Origin of the sequence: Pseudomonas sp. NPDC089396 (assembly GCF_044749545.1) — a bacterium.
GTDB lineage: Bacteria > Pseudomonadota > Gammaproteobacteria > Pseudomonadales > Pseudomonadaceae > Aquipseudomonas.
In genome coordinates, this window is record NZ_JBIVIC010000001.1 from 394,070 (window position 1) to 411,038 (window position 16,969).

At 63.0% G+C, this 16,969-nt stretch carries 16 protein-coding genes; 6 read left to right on the top strand and 10 right to left on the bottom strand.

The window, feature by feature from the left end:
• Window positions 1-72: 72 nt before the first annotated feature.
• The 4 genes from ACIPZB_RS01885 to ACIPZB_RS01900 all read right to left on the bottom strand — a co-directional run bounded on the left by ACIPZB_RS01885 (window position 73) and on the right by ACIPZB_RS01900 (window position 5,253).
• A complete protein-coding gene (locus ACIPZB_RS01885) occupies window positions 73-708 on the bottom strand; it encodes a TetR/AcrR family transcriptional regulator (RefSeq protein WP_400638775.1) in 636 nt (211 codons plus the stop codon).
• Window positions 708-2,300 (bottom strand): glutamate--cysteine ligase, encoded by a 1,593-nt coding sequence (gshA, locus tag ACIPZB_RS01890; RefSeq protein WP_400638776.1) that lies wholly within the window; start codon window positions 2,298-2,300, stop codon window positions 708-710. The genes ACIPZB_RS01885 and gshA overlap by 1 nt, the downstream gene beginning before the upstream one ends.
• A gap of 245 nt (window positions 2,301-2,545) precedes the next feature.
• Window positions 2,546-2,929, bottom strand: coding sequence for a PaaI family thioesterase (locus tag ACIPZB_RS01895; protein WP_400638777.1), 384 nt, complete (start codon window positions 2,927-2,929; stop codon window positions 2,546-2,548).
• Window positions 2,929-5,253 (bottom strand): Tex family protein, encoded by a 2,325-nt coding sequence (locus ACIPZB_RS01900; protein WP_400638778.1) that lies wholly within the window; start codon window positions 5,251-5,253, stop codon window positions 2,929-2,931. Before ACIPZB_RS01900 ends, ACIPZB_RS01895 begins: the two co-directional genes overlap by 1 nt.
• Before the next feature lie 183 nt (window positions 5,254-5,436).
• On the opposite strand from ACIPZB_RS01900, the gene ompR reads away from it, so the two are divergent.
• Window positions 5,437-6,177, top strand: a complete 741-nt coding sequence (gene ompR / locus ACIPZB_RS01905) for a two-component system response regulator OmpR (protein WP_008099008.1) — start codon at window positions 5,437-5,439, stop codon at window positions 6,175-6,177.
• Window positions 6,178-6,190: 13 nt separating this feature from the next.
• Entirely contained in the window at window positions 6,191-7,504 is a 1,314-nt protein-coding gene (locus tag ACIPZB_RS01910; protein WP_400638779.1) for an ATP-binding protein, read from the top strand.
• Window positions 7,505-7,637: 133 nt separating this feature from the next.
• On the opposite strand, the gene rimK is transcribed toward ACIPZB_RS01910, so the two are convergent.
• Together rimK and ACIPZB_RS01920 are read right to left on the bottom strand one after the other, a co-directional pair.
• Entirely contained in the window at window positions 7,638-8,543 is a 906-nt protein-coding gene (rimK, locus tag ACIPZB_RS01915; RefSeq protein ID WP_008099005.1) for a 30S ribosomal protein S6--L-glutamate ligase, read from the bottom strand.
• Window positions 8,540-9,022, bottom strand: coding sequence for an ATP-dependent zinc protease (locus ACIPZB_RS01920; RefSeq protein WP_400638780.1), 483 nt, complete (start codon window positions 9,020-9,022; stop codon window positions 8,540-8,542). Before ACIPZB_RS01920 ends, rimK begins: the two co-directional genes overlap by 4 nt.
• Window positions 9,023-9,131: 109 nt before the next feature.
• Here ACIPZB_RS01920 and ACIPZB_RS01925 point away from each other — a divergent pair, with 109 nt between their 5' ends.
• The 3 genes from ACIPZB_RS01925 to ACIPZB_RS01935 all read left to right on the top strand — a co-directional run bounded on the left by ACIPZB_RS01925 (window position 9,132) and on the right by ACIPZB_RS01935 (window position 12,436).
• Entirely contained in the window at window positions 9,132-9,533 is a 402-nt protein-coding gene (locus ACIPZB_RS01925) for an RNA-binding S4 domain-containing protein (RefSeq protein WP_400638781.1), read from the top strand.
• Window positions 9,534-9,815: 282 nt separating this feature from the next.
• Complete coding sequence (gene hslO, locus ACIPZB_RS01930) at window positions 9,816-10,715, top strand: Hsp33 family molecular chaperone HslO (RefSeq protein ID WP_400638782.1); 900 nt, start codon at window positions 9,816-9,818, stop codon at window positions 10,713-10,715.
• 179 nt (window positions 10,716-10,894) lie between these two features.
• On the top strand, window positions 10,895-12,436 hold the full coding sequence (locus tag ACIPZB_RS01935; protein ID WP_400638783.1) for a phosphoenolpyruvate carboxykinase: 1,542 nt from the start codon (window positions 10,895-10,897) through the stop codon (window positions 12,434-12,436).
• Between the two features lie 53 nt (window positions 12,437-12,489).
• On the opposite strand, the gene ACIPZB_RS01940 is transcribed toward ACIPZB_RS01935, so the two are convergent.
• Together ACIPZB_RS01940 and ACIPZB_RS01945 are read right to left on the bottom strand one after the other, a co-directional pair.
• The gene (locus tag ACIPZB_RS01940) at window positions 12,490-12,762 is read right to left on the bottom strand and encodes a type II toxin-antitoxin system RelE/ParE family toxin (RefSeq protein WP_400638784.1); all 273 of its coding nucleotides are present in this window, start codon (window positions 12,760-12,762) and stop codon (window positions 12,490-12,492) included.
• Window positions 12,762-13,205: a hypothetical protein gene (locus tag ACIPZB_RS01945; protein WP_400638785.1), complete on the bottom strand. Its 444-nt coding sequence runs from the start codon at window positions 13,203-13,205 to the stop codon at window positions 12,762-12,764. Before ACIPZB_RS01945 ends, ACIPZB_RS01940 begins: the two co-directional genes overlap by 1 nt.
• A 123-nt stretch (window positions 13,206-13,328) precedes the next feature.
• Here ACIPZB_RS01945 and ACIPZB_RS01950 point away from each other — a divergent pair, with 123 nt between their 5' ends.
• Window positions 13,329-13,769: an acyl-CoA thioesterase gene (locus tag ACIPZB_RS01950; RefSeq protein ID WP_400638786.1), complete on the top strand. Its 441-nt coding sequence runs from the start codon at window positions 13,329-13,331 to the stop codon at window positions 13,767-13,769.
• 54 nt (window positions 13,770-13,823) lie between these two features.
• Here ACIPZB_RS01950 and ACIPZB_RS01955 read toward each other — a convergent pair whose 3' ends face one another.
• Both ACIPZB_RS01955 and ACIPZB_RS01960 read right to left on the bottom strand, forming a co-directional pair.
• Window positions 13,824-14,303: a glycine zipper domain-containing protein gene (locus tag ACIPZB_RS01955; protein WP_008098994.1), complete on the bottom strand. Its 480-nt coding sequence runs from the start codon at window positions 14,301-14,303 to the stop codon at window positions 13,824-13,826.
• Between the two features lie 315 nt (window positions 14,304-14,618).
• A complete protein-coding gene (locus tag ACIPZB_RS01960) occupies window positions 14,619-16,964 on the bottom strand; it encodes an FdhF/YdeP family oxidoreductase (protein ID WP_400638787.1) in 2,346 nt (781 codons plus the stop codon).
• Between the last annotated feature and the right edge of the window lie 5 nt (window positions 16,965-16,969).

Below are 16,969 nucleotides of genomic sequence, written 5' to 3' on the forward strand. Positions count from 1 at the left end.
TTTGAGGTTGCATGTTTGCAAATGCCTCATTGAAACGGTCGCTACGCCTTGCTCGGTGGTAAATCTATGTATTCAGCCGAGGGTGCGCTTGGGTAGGAAGGGCGGCAAGTAGAGTGCGAGGTAGGCCTCGAAAACGCGCATGCCTTCCTCTGCCATGCGAGGTGTGATCTGTTCGAACAACTGCATCGAGCGAGCATACACCCGGTCGCTCAGCTCCATGGCCAAGGCGAAGACATCCACATCGCCCGGCATGGCCGGTAGCTGGAAATGTCGATCAAACAGCCTGTGCATGAGCTCACCAAGCTCCATGTCGTGCTGGCGGTCGGCTTGTACCACTTCGCTTAGCCCATGCTGGGCCAGGATCAGCTGACGCGCTGCGGTGTCTTCTTTGTAGATGGCCAGCATGCGCTGCTCGACCAGCCGAGACAATTCGTGCCAGGTGGTGAATGCACTGCTGTCTATGGGCGCGCTCAGGGCTTCGCGAAATGCTCGGTGCACATCCGCAGTCAGTGCTTCAAGCAAGGCCGGCACGCTGGCGAAGAAGTGATACACGGACGATGGCGGAATCTGCGCCCGCTCGGCCACGCTGTAGATCGACAGCGCGGCCACCCCTTGCCCGGCCAGCAATTCGCGAGCCGCCGCCAGGATCGCTTCGATCCTGGCCTGGCTGCTGGCGCGTGGCTTGCGTGGGGTGGCGCTGCGGGTCATTAGTTGCTGATCGCCAGGATGCTGGCCTGGTAGGCACCCACGAACAAGTCGAAGTCGCCGACCTCTTGCTGCTCCAGGCGCGATTGCTCGGCCAGCGAGTCGCGGGCCAGGGTCTCGTAGGCCTGCTGGCGCTCGGGGGGCAGTGGCTGCTCACGGAAGGTCTGGGCATGAATGCGGCTCTGGCGCAGTGAGAACTGCACGAAGCTTTCGTCATGCTCGGTCATGCGGGCCAGTACCTGGGCCGATGGGGTCAGCGAGGCGTCGTCGACCTTGGCCTGTTGCGCCTCCAGGGCCTTGGCATGTTCATCGCCGCCGTGGGCCTGGTCGAGCAGCTCGGCCAGCTGGCCAATGCGTCCGATCAGTTCGGTGGCCCAGGTTTTCAGTGTGATCGGCTGGCCATCACGGTGCAGCTCAAGGCCGGGACGACGGCCTTCCTTGACTACGGTGAGGAAGTTGCTGGTGCACTGGCCGCATTCGCCGTTGTCCAGTTGCGGGCTTTCTTCCAGCGCGCAGAACAGCAGGAACGCATCGAGGAAGCGGGCCTCGGCCAGGTCGATGCCGACCGGCAGGAATGGGTTGATGTCCAGGCAGCGCACTTCCACATACTGCACGCCGCGCGAGGTCAGGGCCTGGATCGGCCGCTCGCCGGTGTAGGTGACGCGCTTGGGGCGAATGTTCGAGTAGTACTCGTTCTCGATCTGCAGGATGTTGGTGTTCAGTTGCACCCACTCGCCATCGACATGGGTGCCGATCTCGACATAGGGCGGGTAGGGCGTACCGACGGCCTTGCGCAGGCTGTCGGTGTAGCTGTCCAGGTTGTTGTAGCAGGGCGTGAGGCCCGCCTGGGCGTTGCTCTGGTAACCCAGGTCGCTCATGCGCAGGCTGGTGGCGTAGGGCAGGAACAGGGTTTCGGCATCCAGCTCTTCGAGCTGGTGCGGGCGGCCGCGCAGGAAGCCTTTGTCCAGCGCCGGCGAAGCGCCGAACAGGTACATCAGCAGCCAGCTGTAGCGGCGGAAGTTGCGGATCAGCGCGATGTAGGCCGAGGACTGGTAGTCGCGGTCGCCTTCGGTGCTGCCTTCGGCGTCGCGCAGCAGTGGCCACAGCGCTTCGGGCAGCGAGAAGTTGTAATGGATACCGGCGATGCACTGCATGGTGCGGCCGTAGCGCAGGGCCAGGCCCTTGCGGTAGACGTGCTTGAGCTTGCCGATATTGGACGTACCGTACTCGCCGATCGGGATGTCCTCCTCGGCCGGCAGCGTGCACGGCATCGACGGGCTCCAGAGGTATTCGTCGCCCAGCTTGCTGTAGACGAAGCGGTGAGTCTGTTCGAGGTTCTCGAGCACCTTGGCCGGGTCGGCCAGGGCCGGGGTGATGAACTCCAGCAGCGACTCGGAATAGTCGGTGGTGATCTGCTCGTTGGTCAGCGCCGAACCCAGCGCTACCGGGTGTGGAGTCTGAGCCAGGCGACCTTCGTCGGTTACGCGCAGGCATTCGCGCTCAATACCGTGCAGGCACTGCTCGAGCAGGGGAAGATTGGCGCTGAGCAGGCTCAGGCGGCGGTTGAGGAGGTCGCTCAAGATGGATTCCTTCACGCGTCAGTCGCCCCAATATGGGGGTAGCGTTGACGGTCTACAAGGGTAGTTGGAAAAGGAACTGGCGTTGTCGCCTGGGTTACGCGGTTCCGGCGCCGAATTCGGGGCCGCTTTGCGGCCCATCGCCGGCAAGCCGGCTCCCACAGGAGGTCAGCGGTGGACCTTGTGGGAGCCGGCTTGCCGGCGATGGGACGCAAAGTTGCCCCCAGATGCTGCCAAAAATACCGTAGATAACGCTTGGTGAGCTAGAGAACCGCAAAGGTTCCTTGTGCTTTTGCCACCAGTTTGTCGCTTTGGACTACGTCGGCCTCGACCACCAGGGTGCGGCGCCCGGCGTGCAGCACGCGGGCGTTGCACAGCACGTCGCCTTCGCTGACGGCGCGCAGGTAGTTGATCTTGCACTCGATGGTCACGCTCTGTTGGTCGAAGCCATGGCTGGCCGAGCAGGCCAGGCCCATGGCGATGTCCACCAGGCTGAAGATCGCCCCGCCGTGCAGCTTCTGGCCGCGGTTGCGCAGGTGCGGCTCGAGCGCCAGGGCCACCTCGGCAACGCCTGTGTCCAGGCGTTGCACGCGGCAGCCAAGCAGCTGGCTGTAAGCGCTCTCGACAAGCTCCTTGGGGATTTCCATCATTTCTTCTTCAGCTGCTTGGCGTTGGCGAACAGCGAGGCCATGGCATTGTTGGCCGGTGCGGCGGGGGCTGTTTCACGCTGACGCGGCGCCTGCTGCGCGCGGTTGCCACCGTTGCCACGGTTGCCGCCGCGGTTACCTTCGACCTTTTCGCCCGGCGTGTCGCTCATGCGCATGGACAGGCCAACGCGTTTGCGCGGAATGTCCACTTCCATGACCTTGACCTTGACCACGTCACCGGCCTTGACCGCTTCGCGTGGGTCCTTGATGAACTTCTCCGACAGCGCCGAAATGTGCACCAGGCCGTCCTGGTGCACGCCGATGTCGACGAAGGCACCGAAGTTGGTGACGTTGGTGACCACCCCCTCGAGGATCATGCCCGGTTCCAGGTCCTTGAGGTCTTCGACGCCGTCCTGGAAGGTGGCGGTCTTGAACTCGGGACGCGGGTCGCGGCCAGGCTTGTCCAGTTCCTGCAGGATGTCGGTGACAGTCGGCAGGCCGAAGGATTCGTCGGTGAAGCGTTTCGGGTCGAGGCGCTTGAGGAAGCCGCTGTCGCCGATCAGCGAGCGGATGTCACGCTCGGTATCGGCGGCGATGCGTTGCACCAGCGGGTAGGCCTCCGGGTGCACGGCCGAGGCGTCCAGCGGGTTGTCGCCGTTCATCACGCGCAGGAAGCCTGCAGCCTGCTCGAAGGTTTTCTCGCCCAGGCGGCTGACTTTCTTCAGTGCGGCGCGGGTGGCGAACGGGCCGTTGGCGTCGCGGTGGGCGACGATGTTCTGTGCCAAGGTGCTGTTGAGGCCGGAGATGCGGGTCAGCAGGGCCACCGAGGCGGTGTTGACGTCCACGCCCACGGCGTTCACACAGTCCTCGACCACGGCGTCCAGGCCCCGGGCCAGCTTCATTTGCGACACGTCGTGCTGGTACTGGCCGACACCGATGGATTTCGGGTCGATCTTCACCAGCTCGGCGAGCGGGTCCTGCAGGCGGCGGGCAATCGACACCGCGCCACGGATCGACACGTCCAGGTCCGGGAACTCGCGGGCGGCCAGTTCCGACGCCGAATACACCGATGCGCCGGCTTCCGAGACCATGATCTTGGTGATCTTCAGGGCTGGGTACTTCTTCACCAGCTCAGCCACCAGCTTGTCGCTTTCACGGCTGGCGGTGCCGTTGCCGATGGCGATCAGTTCCACCGAGTGCTTGGCGCACAGGGCGGCGAGGATGGAAATGGTGCGATCCCAGTCGTTTTTCGGCGCGTGCGGGTAGACCGTGGTGTGGTCCAGCAGCTTGCCGGTGGCATCGACCACGGCGACCTTGCAGCCGGTGCGCAGGCCCGGGTCGAAGCCCAGGGTGGCACGCGGGCCGGCCGGTGCGGCCAGCAGCAGGTCGTGCAGGTTGTGGGCGAAGACGTTGATCGCCTCGCCTTCGGCGTTGTCGCGCAGCTCGCCGAACAAGTCGGTTTCCAGGTGGGTGTACAGCTTGACCTTCCAGGTCCAGCGCACTACCTCGGCCAGCCACTTGTCAGCAGGGCGGCTGCGGTTTTCCAGGCCGAAGTGGCCGGCGATCATCACCTCGCACGGGTGCAGGGTGCCTGGCAGCTCTTCGCCGACTTTCAGCGATGCGCTCAGCACGCCTTCGTTGCGCCCGCGGAAAATCGCCAGGGCGCGGTGCGACGGCGCGTTGCGCAGCAGCTCGTCGTGGGCGAAGTAGTCGCGGAACTTGGCGCCTTCTTCTTCCTTGCCCGCCACCACGCGTGCGCTGAGCACCGCATCGTGCTTGAGGAAGCTGCGCAGCTTGTCGAGCAGGGCGGCGTCTTCGGCGAAGCGCTCCATGAGGATGTACTTGGCACCCTCCAGCGCGGCCTTGACGTCGGCCACACCCTTGTCGGCGTCGACGAAGCGCGCGGCTTCGCTCTCCGGGTTCAGCTGCGGGTCGTTGAACAGGCCGTCGGCCAGCGCACCAAGGCCGGCTTCCAGGGCGATCTGGCCCTTGGTGCGGCGCTTTTGCTTGTACGGCAGGTAGAGGTCTTCGAGGCGGGTCTTGGTGTCGGCCAGCTTGATCTCGCGGGCCAGTTCCGGGGTCAGCTTGCCCTGTTCCTCGATGCTGGACAGGATGCTGGCGCGGCGGTCGTCGAGCTCGCGCAGGTAGCGCAGACGCTCTTCCAGGTGGCGCAGCTGGGTGTCGTCCAGGCTGCCGGTCACTTCCTTGCGGTAACGGGCGATGAAGGGCACGGTCGAGCCTTCGTCCAACAAGCCCACGGCCGCTTCGACCTGCTGCGGGCGAACGCCCAGTTCCTCGGCGATACGGCTGTTGATGCTGTCCATGTGAACCACCTGACAAGGATTGAAAACCGCGCATTATACCGATCGAAATCGGCTTGCGGTGATGGCGCCAGGCCAGCGCCTGTGGCCAGGAACTGGCGCCCGGGGAAAAATCTGCTAACAATGCTCACGTCACGCAGGGTAATGGCTACGCCATAATGCGCGGCGATATCAGAGGAGTTATTCATGACTGGCACCCCCAACACCGCTGAAGGTGACAAGATTCTCATCGTCGACGACGATCCGGGGCTCAGCAGCCTGCTGGAACGTTTCTTCACCAGCAAGGGCTATCGCGCCCGTGCGGTCCCCAACACCGAACAGATGGACCGTCTGCTGCAGCGCGAGGTGTTCAACCTGGTGGTGCTCGACCTGATGCTGCCGGGTGAAGACGGCTTGTCCGCGTGCAAGCGTCTGCGCCAGTCGAACAACCAGATCCCGATCATCATGCTCACCGCCAAGGGCGACGAGCTCAGCCGCATCAAGGGCCTGGAACTGGGCGCCGACGATTACCTGGGCAAGCCGTTCAACCCCGACGAGCTGATGGCGCGGGTCAAGGCCGTGCTGCGTCGCCAGGCGCCTAGTGTGCCGGGTGCTCCGGGCAGCGAGGACGAGTCGGTCACTTTCGGCGACTACGAACTGTCGCTGGCCACCCGCGAACTCAAGCGCGGTGACGAAGTGCACATGCTCACCACCGGTGAGTTCGCTGTGCTCAAGGCGCTGGTCATGCATGCCCGCGAACCGCTGACCCGCGACAAGCTGATGAACCTGGCCCGCGGTCGCGAGTGGGACGCGCTGGAGCGCTCCATCGACGTACAGATTTCGCGCCTGCGCCGCATGATCGAGCCGGACCCGTCCAAGCCACGCTACATCCAGACGGTCTGGGGCGTGGGTTATGTGTTCGTCCCAGACGGAAACGCTGGCAAATGATGCTGCACCTTTGATGAAGACACCGCTGTGGTTCCCGCAGAGTTTCTTTGCCCGCACCCTGTGGCTGGTGCTGATCGTCGTCCTGTTTTCCAAGGCGTTGACCCTCGTCTACCTGCTGATGAACGAGGACGTGCTGGTCGATCGTCAGTACAGCCACGGCGTAGCGCTGACCTTGCGCGCCTATTGGGCCGCCGATGAAGAGAACCGCGACAAGATCGCCGAGGCCGCCGGCCTTATCCGGGTGACTGGCTCTGGCGTACCTGAAGGCGAGCAGCACTGGCCATACAGCGAGATCTACCAACGGCAGATGCAGGCCGAGCTGGGTGAAGACACCGAAGTGCGTCTGCGCATTCACGCGCCGCCGGCATTGTGGGTCAACGCGCCGAGCCTGGGGCCTGGCTGGCTGAAAGTACCGCTGTATCCCCACCCGTTGCGCGGGCAGAAGATCTGGAACGTACTGGGCTGGTTCCTGGCCATCGGCCTGTTGTCCACCGCCTCGGCGTGGATCTTCGTGCGCCAGCTCAACCAGCCGCTCAAGCGCTTGGTGTTCGCCGCCCGCCAATTGGGCCAGGGGCGCAGTGTGCGTCTGCCGATCAGCGACACGCCCAGCGAGATGACCGAGGTTTACCGGGCCTTCAACCAGATGGCCGAGGATGTCGAGCAGGCCGGGCGTGAGCGAGAGCTGATGCTGGCTGGGGTATCCCACGATTTGCGCACACCCCTTACGCGCTTGCGCTTGTCCTTGTCCCTGCTGGGCAGCGACAGCGAGCTGAGCGACGACATGGTGCGCGACATCGAGGACATGGACGCCATTCTCGACCAGTTCCTGGCGTTCATCCGCGATGGCCGTGACGAACCGGTGGAAGAGGTCGACCTGGCCGACCTGGTGCGTGAAGTGGTAGCGCCCTTCAACCAGCCGCACGAACGTGTGCGCCTGTGCCTGGAACCGATCCCGCCGTTCCCGCTGCGTCGGGTGTCGCTCAAGCGCATGCTGGGCAACCTGATCGGCAATGCCCTGCACCACGCGGGCAAGGGGGTCGAAGTGGCGGCCTATGTGTCGGGTGACGAGAGTGCGCCGTATGTGGTGCTCAGCGTGCTTGACCGGGGCGCCGGGATCGACGAGTCGGAGCTAGAGACCATCTTCAACCCGTTCATTCGTGGGGACCGTGCCCGGGGTGGCAAGGGCACCGGGCTGGGACTGGCGATCGTCAAGCGGATTGCGGCGCAGCATGGCGGCAATGTGGAGCTGCGCAATCGGTCCGGTGGTGGGATCGAGGCGCGGGTGAGGTTGCCGTTGGGGTTGCTGCTACCGCGCAATGCTGTTTGATTTTTGGTTGATTGTTCCGGCCCTATCGCCGGCAAGCCGGCTCCCACAGGTATCCCACAGGTCTTGAGGATTGTGGTGACCCTGTGGGAGCCGGCTTGTCGTGGCGACGAACCGCGGCGATAGGGCCCTCGAATCAACCCTTACCCTTGGTCCGGGTCTGATTCGGCCCGCCATTCTTTTCCAGATGCTCGATGATCATCCCAGCCACGTTCTTGCCGGTGGTCACCTCGATCCCCTCCAGCCCCGGCGAGGAGTTCACCTCCATCACCAACGGCCCATGGTTCGAGCGCAAAATATCCACCCCGGCCACACTCAAGCCCATCACCTTGGCCGCACGAATCGCGGTGATCCGCTCTTCAGGAGTGATCTTGATCAGGCTGGCGACGCCGCCCCGGTGCAGGTTCGAGCGAAACTCCCCTGGCTTGGCCTGACGCTTCATCGAAGCAATCACCTTGTCCCCCACCACGAAGCAGCGAATGTCGGCACCGCCGGCCTCCTTGATGTACTCCTGAACCATGATGTTCTGCTTCAGGCCCATGAACGCCTCGATCACCGACTCGGCCGCCTGGGTCGTCTCGCACAGCACCACGCCGATGCCTTGGGTGCCTTCGAGCACCTTGATCACCAGGGGCGCGCCATTGACCATCTGGATCAGGTCCGGGATGTCGTCCGGCGAGTGGGCAAAACCGGTAATCGGCAGGCCGATGCCGCGCCGCGACAGCAGCTGCAACGAGCGCAACTTGTCCCGGGAGCGGGCGATGGCCACCGACTCGTTGAGCGGGTACACGCCCATCATTTCGAACTGGCGCAACACAGCGCAACCGTAGAAGGTCACCGAGGCGCCGATGCGTGGAATCACCGCATCGAAGCCCTCGAGCGGCTTGCCCCGGTAATGGATCTGCGGCTTGTGGCTGGCGATGTTCATGTAGGCCCGCAGGGTATCGATCACTACCATTTCATGGCCACGCTGGATACCGGCTTCGACCAGGCGGCGGGTGGAATACAGACGCGGGTTGCGCGACAGCACAGCGATCTTCATGCAGCACCTGTGACAGGAGAAAGGGTGGCCGCAAAGGCCGGTTTGTCTTGAACGTACTTGAGGCCAGGGTTGACCACCAACTGGCCGTGAATCAGCGCCTTGGAACCGAGCAGCAGGCGGTAGCGCATGCTCTTGCGACAAGCCAGGGTAAATTCGACTTCCCAGACGCGGTCGCCCAGCGCCAGCGAGGTGCGGATGACGTAGCGGGTCTGGGCCTGGCCATTGGAACTTTTGATGGTCTTCATGGTGACCAGTGGTGCCTCGCAACGACGGTGCCGCAACTGCACCACCGAACCCAGGTGGGCGGTGAAACGTACCCAGGCTTCGCCGTCGCGCTCGAACGTCTCGATCTCGGTGGCGTGAAGGCTGGAGGTGCTGGCGCCTGTGTCGATCTTGGCGCGCAGGCCTGCCACGCCGAGGTCGGGCAAGGCGACCCACTCACGCAGGCCGATCACAGTCAGATGGTCAAATGTCTTCACGAAGCACACCCTGAGAATAAGGTGGTGAACTGTAAGCACGGCGCGATCTTTTTGCATCCGATCGTTACGGTAGTACAGTTCGATGAAAGACAGTGTTCGAGGTAACGGGATGGCACAAAAAGCCGAAGACGACGACAAGGTTCGCCTGGATAAATGGCTGTGGGCGGCGCGCTTCTACAAGACGCGGGCGCTGGCCAAGGCGGCGATCGAAAGCGGCAAGGTGCATTGCCGGGGCGAACGTTGCAAGCCTGGGAAGGAACCGCGCGTAGGCGACGAGTTCGTCCTGCGCACCGGCTTCGACGAGCGCACGGTGGTGGTCAAGGCGCTGTCGGTGGTGCGCAGGGGCGCGCCTGAGGCCCAGGCGCTGTATGAAGAAACCCAGGACAGTGTGCGCCGCCGTGAGCAGGCGGCAGAGATGCGCAAGGCCGGCGCCATGGGTGTGACTACCGATGGCCGGCCGAACAAGAAGCAGCGGCGGCAGATCCATCAGCTGCATGGCAGTTTTGATTGAGCGGCGGCCCTATCGCCGGCAAGCCGGCTCCCACAGGAACTGAGGGCGACGCGGACAGTGTGGGAGCCGGCTTGCCGGCGATAGGGCTGCATGCCACTTGGAAAACAGCGCATCAACCACCACATAGGCATCAGGCCTGTGGCACAGCCACTCGTCGAAAGTCATGCACAACATCTGGCCAAATGGCCATAACCAGAAACACTGTAGAGCGATGGTTGCCGCGTGCGGTATCTCGCATGTCCGTGTAATCATTTAGACACCCTTTTCAGATAGCCGAAACCTATGAGCGACTTGCCGGATACCGATTTCACCCAACGTTTCATCTTCGACGACCGCGACATCCGCGGCGAGTGGGTGGCACTCGATGACAGCTACGCTGCGGTGTTGGCGCGTCACCAATACCCGCAGCCAGTGGCTGCACTGCTCGGCGAGCTGATGGCCGCTACGGCTTTGCTGGTAGGCGCGATGAAGTTCGACGGCCTGCTGATCCTGCAGGCGCGGTCGGCCGGGCCGGTCCCGCTGCTGATGGTGGAGTGCTCCAGCGACCGTGACATCCGTGGCATGGCCCGCTACGAAGCCGAGCAGATCCCTGCCGATGCAACGCTGGCGCAGCTGATGCCCGACGGTCACCTGACCCTGACCATCGACCCGGTCAAAGGCCAGCGCTACCAGGGTACTGTCGACCTCGACGGCGCCAACCTGTCGGAATGCTTCACCAATTACTTCGTCCAGTCGCAGCAGACCAATACGCGCTTCTGGCTCAATGCCGAAGGCGGCAAGTCGCGCGGTCTGTTGCTGCAACAGCTGCCGATCGATCGCGAGCGTGACGAAGAAGACCGTGAAAACAGCTGGCAGCACGTAGTTGCCCTGGCCAGCACGCTGAAAGCCCAAGAGTGGGCCGAAGACAACGAAACCCTGCTGCACCGCCTGTACCACGAAGACGCCGTGCGCCTGTTCGACATCCAGTCACTGCGCTTCAACTGCAGCTGTTCGCGTGAACGTTCCGGCAATGCGCTGGTCAGTCTTGGCGAACACGATGCCAAGCAGCTGGTGGAGGAGTGTGGCGGCAAGGTGGAGATCGATTGCCAGTTCTGCAACGAGCGCTATTTCTTCGATGCCAACGATGTTGCGCAACTCTTTGCCGGCGGCGGTACAGACACGGCCTCAGAAACTCGCCACTGAAACGGTTAATCACAGGTAAATCTCCTGTCTAATTGCGCAAAAGCGCGGTTACGACAGGAGGGGCCTACTTTTTTTGGGCGTTTCTGGCATAATCCGGCCACTTTTTTCGCTGTAGTAGTTTTTTTTAGACAACTACAAAACGTTTGGAGCACTCGGCCTCGGGCCGGATGGGGTATCTCATGACGCAAGCCAACAACACCGTGTACACCGACCTGAGCGTCGATGAGCTGGTAAAAGAAGCGCTGCAACGCGGTGAAGGCGTGCTCGCCGATACTGGCGCGCTGGTAGTCGAGACTGGCCACCGTACTGGCCGTTCGCCGGCTGACCGTTTCATCGTCGAAGAACCGTCCACCCAGGACGCCATCGCCTGGGGCCCGATCAACCGCAAGTTCCCGGCCGACAAGTTCGATGCCCTGTGGGACCGCGTCGAGGCGTTCAACAACGCCCAGGATCACTTCGTTTCCTACGTTCACGTAGGTGCTGCCGCCGAGCACTACCTGCCGGTGAAGATGACCACCCAGACCGCCTGGCAGAACCTGTTCGGCCGTTGCCTGTTCATCAACCCGGAGCAGTTCAACCCGGCTGGCCGCGACCAGTGGCAGATCCTCAACGTCGCCAACTTCGTATGCGAACCTGAGCGTGACGGCACCAACTCCGACGGCTGCGTGATCATCAACTTCGCCAAGAAGAAGGTGCTGATCGCTGGCATGCGTTACGCCGGTGAAATGAAGAAAGCCATGTTCTCGGTGCAGAACTTCCTGCTGCCGGCCGCTGACGTGCTGCCAATGCACTGCGCAGCCAACATTGGCGAAGAAGGCGATGTAACCCTGTTCTTCGGTCTGTCCGGCACCGGCAAGACCACCCTGTCGGCCGACGAAAGCCGTTACCTGATCGGTGACGACGAGCACGGTTGGGGCGAAGGCGTTGTCTTCAACATGGAAGGCGGCTGCTACGCCAAGTGCATCGACCTGTCCGAGAAGAACGAGCCGGTCATCTGGAAAGCCATCAAGCATGGCGCAGTGCTGGAAAACGTCGTTCTCGACGGCAACAAGCACGCCGACTACGCCGATGTCAGCCTGACCCAGAACAGCCGCGCTGCCTACCCACTGGAGCACGTCGCCAAGCGCGCCGAAGCCAACCTGGGCGGCGAGCCGAACGCAGTCATCTTCCTGACCTGCGACCTGACTGGTGTTCTGCCTCCGGTTTCGATCCTCAACAACGAGCAGGCGGCCTACCACTTCCTGTCCGGCTACACCGCGCTGGTCGGTTCCACTGAAATGGGTTCGGGTGGCGGCATCAAGTCGACCTTCTCCACCTGCTTCGGCGCACCGTTCTTCCCGCGCCCGGCTGGCGAGTACGCCGAGCTGCTGATCAAGCGTATCAACGCCTTCGGCTCCAAGGTCTACCTGGTCAACACCGGCTGGACCGGCGGTGGCTACGGCGTCGGCAAGCGCTTCAGCATCCCGACCACCCGTGGCGTGATCGCGGCGATCCAGAGCGGTGCTCTGGTCGGTGCCGAAACCGAGCACCTGGACATCATCAACCTGGACGTGCCGAAGGCCGTTCCGGGCGTCGAGACCGAGCTGCTCAACCCGCGCAACACCTGGGCTGACAAAGCTGCCTACGACGAAGCTGCCAAAGGCCTGGCCAAGCTGTTCACCGAGAACTTCAAGAAGTTCGACGTGTCCGACGCCATCAAGGCCGCTGGCCCACAGCTGTAAGCTGAGCCAGTTGCAACGAGAAAGCCGCCCCTTGGGGCGGCTTTTTTGTGTGCTCAAGGCCATTGCTGTCTGGCGTGAAGGATGCGGATGACTTCTACGTATTCCTCCATAACCCGAAAGACCATCACGTAGTTGGGATGAATTACAATTTCCCTTGTTCCGGGAAATCTGCCCGCTCTGTACAGGAAAGGACTGAGGGCTGCTCGCCTGGCCTTTTCGTCGAAGCGTTCGTCCAGTGCCAGAGCGGCCTGGGGATTGTCTTGGGCAATATGCTCCATGATGCGCAAACGGTCATTGCACGCCATTGCGCGCCACGTCAGGCGCATCAGCGGATTCTGGCTTTGAGCTCGGCACGGCGGGCTGCGAACAACCGCTGTACCTCCTCATCCTCCAACGGGGGCGTTGGGTCTTGCAGGCTCGCGTCGACCTGCTCGGCAAACCAGGCATCGTAAGCCGCTGCTTCATGGGCTCGCCTCAACGCCTGTGCACGATCAGGACGTTGGTAGGTACTTGTCTGATCACGGTCGAAGGCAGAGGTGTCGACTTCGAAGTGATCAATACCGATGTCGAGCAGATAGGTCACCAGCGTTTCGAACTTTTTGAACAGCCGCACGTTTCCACTTCGCTGGGCAACAAGCACATGTTCCTGGTGGTTGACGTCAACCTGGATTGCCCATCCTCCAGGTTGGCCAACGATGTGGGTGGCCAGGACACTGCCGCATTCCACCATTCGGCTCAGGTTGGCATGATCTAATTGATGGGTTGGCATCGGGGCATTTCTCGGTTTCATCGGGATGCACCATGCTATGCAATCTATAGTTGATTGCGACTATAGTCCTTCCTGTCTTGCTGTGGGAAGCTTCCTCACGGTGTCACCAATTGTGGAACTATCATGCTCGAATCCCCCGACCGCACAGCCTTCTCTCATTTCCACCCCATCCTCACCCGCCCCCAGGACAACGACCACAACGGCCACATCGCCGGTGCCACGGTGCACGGCTTCTTCGAAACCGCTATCCAGGCGTTCCTGGTCGAGCAAGCCGAGTTCGACCTGCGCGAGGGTGAGCTGGCGGCCTTCGTGGTCAGTTCGGCGGCGGACTTCTACGCGCTGCCGGGCTTTCCGGATTTGCTGGAAGTGGGCCTGGGCGTGACGCGCCTGGCGGGGAGTACGGTGGAGTACCGGTTGGCGCTGTATCGCCCGGGTGAAGCGGATGCCTGTGCGGCGGGATCGGTGGTGCAGGTGTTCATCGAACGCGCTACCGGCAGGCCCGTGCCGTTGCCAGAAGCGTTGCACACCATCCTGTCCGGCCTGCAGCTCGACGCGCAGGCATGAAAAAGCCCCGCCGGTGAGGGCGGGGCTTTTGCTGCCGAGGTGCTAGCCCCGGTATCAGTGATGGTGATGCTTGTGCTTGCGGTGGCCGTAGTGGCGACCACGGTCGTAGTGACGACCGTCTCTGTAGCCGCGGCTGTAGTATTTGCGCTCGTCATGGCGCTCGTCTTCATCGGCCCTGTTGCCCAGGTAGTTACCCGCCGCGCCACCGATACCGCCGCCCGCGGCTGCACCAATGTAGCTACCGGTGGTACCGCCCACCGAGCGACCGACCACGTTACCGCCTGCGGCGCCCAGTGCGCCACCGATGGCGGCCTCGCCACGCTGGCGCTTGTCGGCACCCAGGGCACCACCTGCTGCACCGCCCAGACCGGCACCAATGGCGCCGCCGGTGCTACCACCGATGGAGTTGCCCACTACGGAGCCGAGTACCCCACCCAATGCGCCGCCAATGCCAGCCTCGGTATTGCCGCCTGCCATGGCAACGCCGCTGAGCAAGCTGAAAGACAACAACAGAATCGAGGAGTACTTCTTCATCGAGAGAGCCTCATAGGGATGACGAGGCGAATTTGAGGCTCTGGGATGCCCGTGGCAATTGAAATCCGACGAGTAGCACGGGTTGTACACAATTTTCTAAGTTATTGTTTTTGTGATGAAACTTTCTCGAATATTGCAGGTCTGAAACATTTGTGACGAAGCCCTGACCCCCGTGGAACAGGGCTTTTTTTGTTTTTGGCGGTGCTGCAGCTGGCCCTATCGCCGGCAAGCCGGCTCCCACAGAAACAGCACAATTCGAGAAAACTGTGGTGTACCTGTGGGAGCCGGCTTGCCGGCGATGGGGCCAGTGATCGATTAAAGAATGCGCCCGTCGTCCCGCGCCCGCTCCAGCTTGATGGCAACGAACTTGGACGTCGGCGTATGGCTGCCCTCGCCAATGCTCTCCAGCGGGATCAGCGGATTCACCTCGGGGTAGTAAGCCGCCGCCTGTCCAGCCGGAATATCGAACGCCAGCAACGTGAAGCCATGCACACGGCGCACATGCTCATCCCCCCACAACGAGACGATGTCGACCTTCTGCCCCGGCTGGAAGCCCAGGCGGATGATGTCTGCCTCGTTGGCGAACAGCACCTCACGTTGCCCGCGCACGCCACGGTAGCGGTCGTCCAGGCCGTAGATGGTGGTGTTGTACTGATCGTGTGAACGCATCGACTGCATGATCAGGTCAGGCAGCTGGCCACTGGCGCGCACGCGCTCGTCGAGCAGGGTGTCCGGCAGCAGGTTGGCCTTGAAGTTGGCGCGCCCCGAGGTGGTCTTCCACTCACGCTTGGCGGCGCTGTTGCCCAGGTAGAACCCGCCGGGCTGGCGCAGGCGTTGGTTGAAGTCGCTGAAACCGGCAATGGTGTCGCCGATCAGGTCGCGAATGCGGTCGTAGTCGGCCACCAGCCAGTGCCAGTCCACCGGCTGCTTGCCCAAGGTGGCGGCGGCGATACCGGCGATCACTGCTGGCTCTGAGCGCATTTGCGTCGAGAGCGGTTTCAACTGGCCATTGGAAGCGTGGACCATGCTGAACGAGTCTTCCACGGTGACCGCCTGCGGCCCCTCGGCCTGCAGGTCGATGTCGGTGCGCCCCAGGCACGGCAGGATCAGCGCCTGCTGGCCGTGGATCAGGTGGCTGCGGTTGAGCTTGGTGCTGATCTGTACGGTGAGCGCGCAGTTGCGCAGGGCCTGGGCGGTACGTTCAGTGTCCGGGGTCGCCTGGGCGAAGTTGCCGCCCAGGCCGATGAATACCTTGGCGCGGCCGTCGAGCATGGCGTGGATGGCCTCGACGGTATTGTGGCCGTTGTGCCGTGGCACCGGGAAATCGAAGCGGCGTTCGATGGCATCGAGCAGTGCCAGCGGCGGGCGCTCGTTGATGCCCATGGTGCGGTCGCCTTGCACGTTGCTGTGGCCACGCACCGGGCACAGGCCAGCGCCGGGCGCACCGATGTTGCCGCGCAGCATCTGCAGGTTGACGATTTCCTGGATGGTCGCCACCGAATGACGGTGCTGGGTGATGCCCATCGCCCAGCACATGATCACCCGACGGCCACGGCAGTACATGCGTGCGGCCAGCTCGATGTCGGCCAGCGCCAGGCCGGATTGTTCCTCGATGTGCTGCCACGGGGTGGCGTCTACCGCGGCCAGGTACTCCTCGACACCCTGGCCGTGTTCGGCGATGAACCCATGATCGAACACGGCAGGCTCGCCCTTGGCCTGGGCCTCGCGTTCCCACTGCAGGACGAACTTGGCCATGCCGCGCAGCATTGCCATGTCGCCGCCCAGGGCCGGGCGGAAGAACGCGGTGTTGGTCGGCCGGTCGCTGTTGGTGAGCATTTCCAGCGGGTTCTGCGGATGCTGGAAGCGTTCCAGGCCGCGCTCCTTGAGCGGGTTGACGCACACCACCTGCGCCCCACGCTTCACCGCGTCTCGCAGTGGGTCGAGCATGCGCGGGTGGTTGGTGCCGGGGTTCTGGCCCCAGACGAAGATCGCATCGGCGTGCTCGAAGTCGTCGAAGGTGACGGTGCCCTTGCCGACCCCGACGCTTTGCCCCAGGGCCACGCCGCTGGCTTCGTGGCACATGTTTGAGCAGTCGGGGAAATTGTTGGTGCCGTAGGCACGCACGAACAGCTGATAGAGGTATGCCGCTTCGTTGCTGGCGCGCCCCGAGGTGTAGAACTCGGCCTGGTCCGGGCTGGTCAGTTTGTTCAGTTCGCGGGCGATCAGGGCAAAGGCGGCGTCCCAGGCGATGGGCTGATAGCGATCGCTGAGCGGGTCGTAGACCATCGGCTCGGTCAGCCGGCCTTGGTATTCGAGCCAGTAGTCGCTCTGCTGGCGCAGCGCGCTGACGCTGTAGCGGGCGAAGAAGGCCGCGTCGACGCGGCGCTTGGTGGCTTCCCAGTTGACCGCCTTGGCGCCGTTCTCGCAGAACTTGACCATGCCGCTTTCGGGCGAGTCGCCCCAGGCGCAGCCCGGGCAGTCGAAGCCGCCATTCTGGTTGGTCTTGAGCAGTGCGCGGATGTTCTTCAGCGCATTGTCGCTGCCAACCCAGGCCTTGGCCACGCTGCGCAGCGCGCCCCAACCACCGGCGGGGCCGTGGTAGGGCTGGTAGCGAGGGGAGGAAGCTGGGGCGTTGTCCGGAAGGTTTTGGTACGAGGTCACGGCTG

What these genes read in the sequence shown, in the direction of transcription:
- ompR (WP_008099008.1), top strand. Translation starts at nt 5,437, where the DNA reads ATGACTGGCACCCCCAACACCGCTGAAGGTGACAAGATTCTCATCGTC.
- ACIPZB_RS01940 (WP_400638784.1), bottom strand. Translation starts at nt 12,762, where the DNA reads ATGCGCCTGACGTGGCGCGCAATGGCGTGCAATGACCGTTTGCGCATC.
- ACIPZB_RS01885 (WP_400638775.1), bottom strand. Translation starts at nt 708, where the DNA reads ATGACCCGCAGCGCCACCCCACGCAAGCCACGCGCCAGCAGCCAGGCC.
- ACIPZB_RS01935 (WP_400638783.1), top strand. Translation starts at nt 10,895, where the DNA reads ATGACGCAAGCCAACAACACCGTGTACACCGACCTGAGCGTCGATGAG.
- hslO (WP_400638782.1), top strand. Translation starts at nt 9,816, where the DNA reads ATGAGCGACTTGCCGGATACCGATTTCACCCAACGTTTCATCTTCGAC.
- rimK (WP_008099005.1), bottom strand. Translation starts at nt 8,543, where the DNA reads ATGAAGATCGCTGTGCTGTCGCGCAACCCGCGTCTGTATTCCACCCGC.
- ACIPZB_RS01955 (WP_008098994.1), bottom strand. Translation starts at nt 14,303, where the DNA reads ATGAAGAAGTACTCCTCGATTCTGTTGTTGTCTTTCAGCTTGCTCAGC.
- ACIPZB_RS01895 (WP_400638777.1), bottom strand. Translation starts at nt 2,929, where the DNA reads ATGGAAATCCCCAAGGAGCTTGTCGAGAGCGCTTACAGCCAGCTGCTT.
- ACIPZB_RS01945 (WP_400638785.1), bottom strand. Translation starts at nt 13,205, where the DNA reads ATGCCAACCCATCAATTAGATCATGCCAACCTGAGCCGAATGGTGGAA.
- ACIPZB_RS01910 (WP_400638779.1), top strand. Translation starts at nt 6,191, where the DNA reads ATGAAGACACCGCTGTGGTTCCCGCAGAGTTTCTTTGCCCGCACCCTG.
- ACIPZB_RS01925 (WP_400638781.1), top strand. Translation starts at nt 9,132, where the DNA reads ATGGCACAAAAAGCCGAAGACGACGACAAGGTTCGCCTGGATAAATGG.
- ACIPZB_RS01950 (WP_400638786.1), top strand. Translation starts at nt 13,329, where the DNA reads ATGCTCGAATCCCCCGACCGCACAGCCTTCTCTCATTTCCACCCCATC.
- ACIPZB_RS01900 (WP_400638778.1), bottom strand. Translation starts at nt 5,253, where the DNA reads ATGGACAGCATCAACAGCCGTATCGCCGAGGAACTGGGCGTTCGCCCG.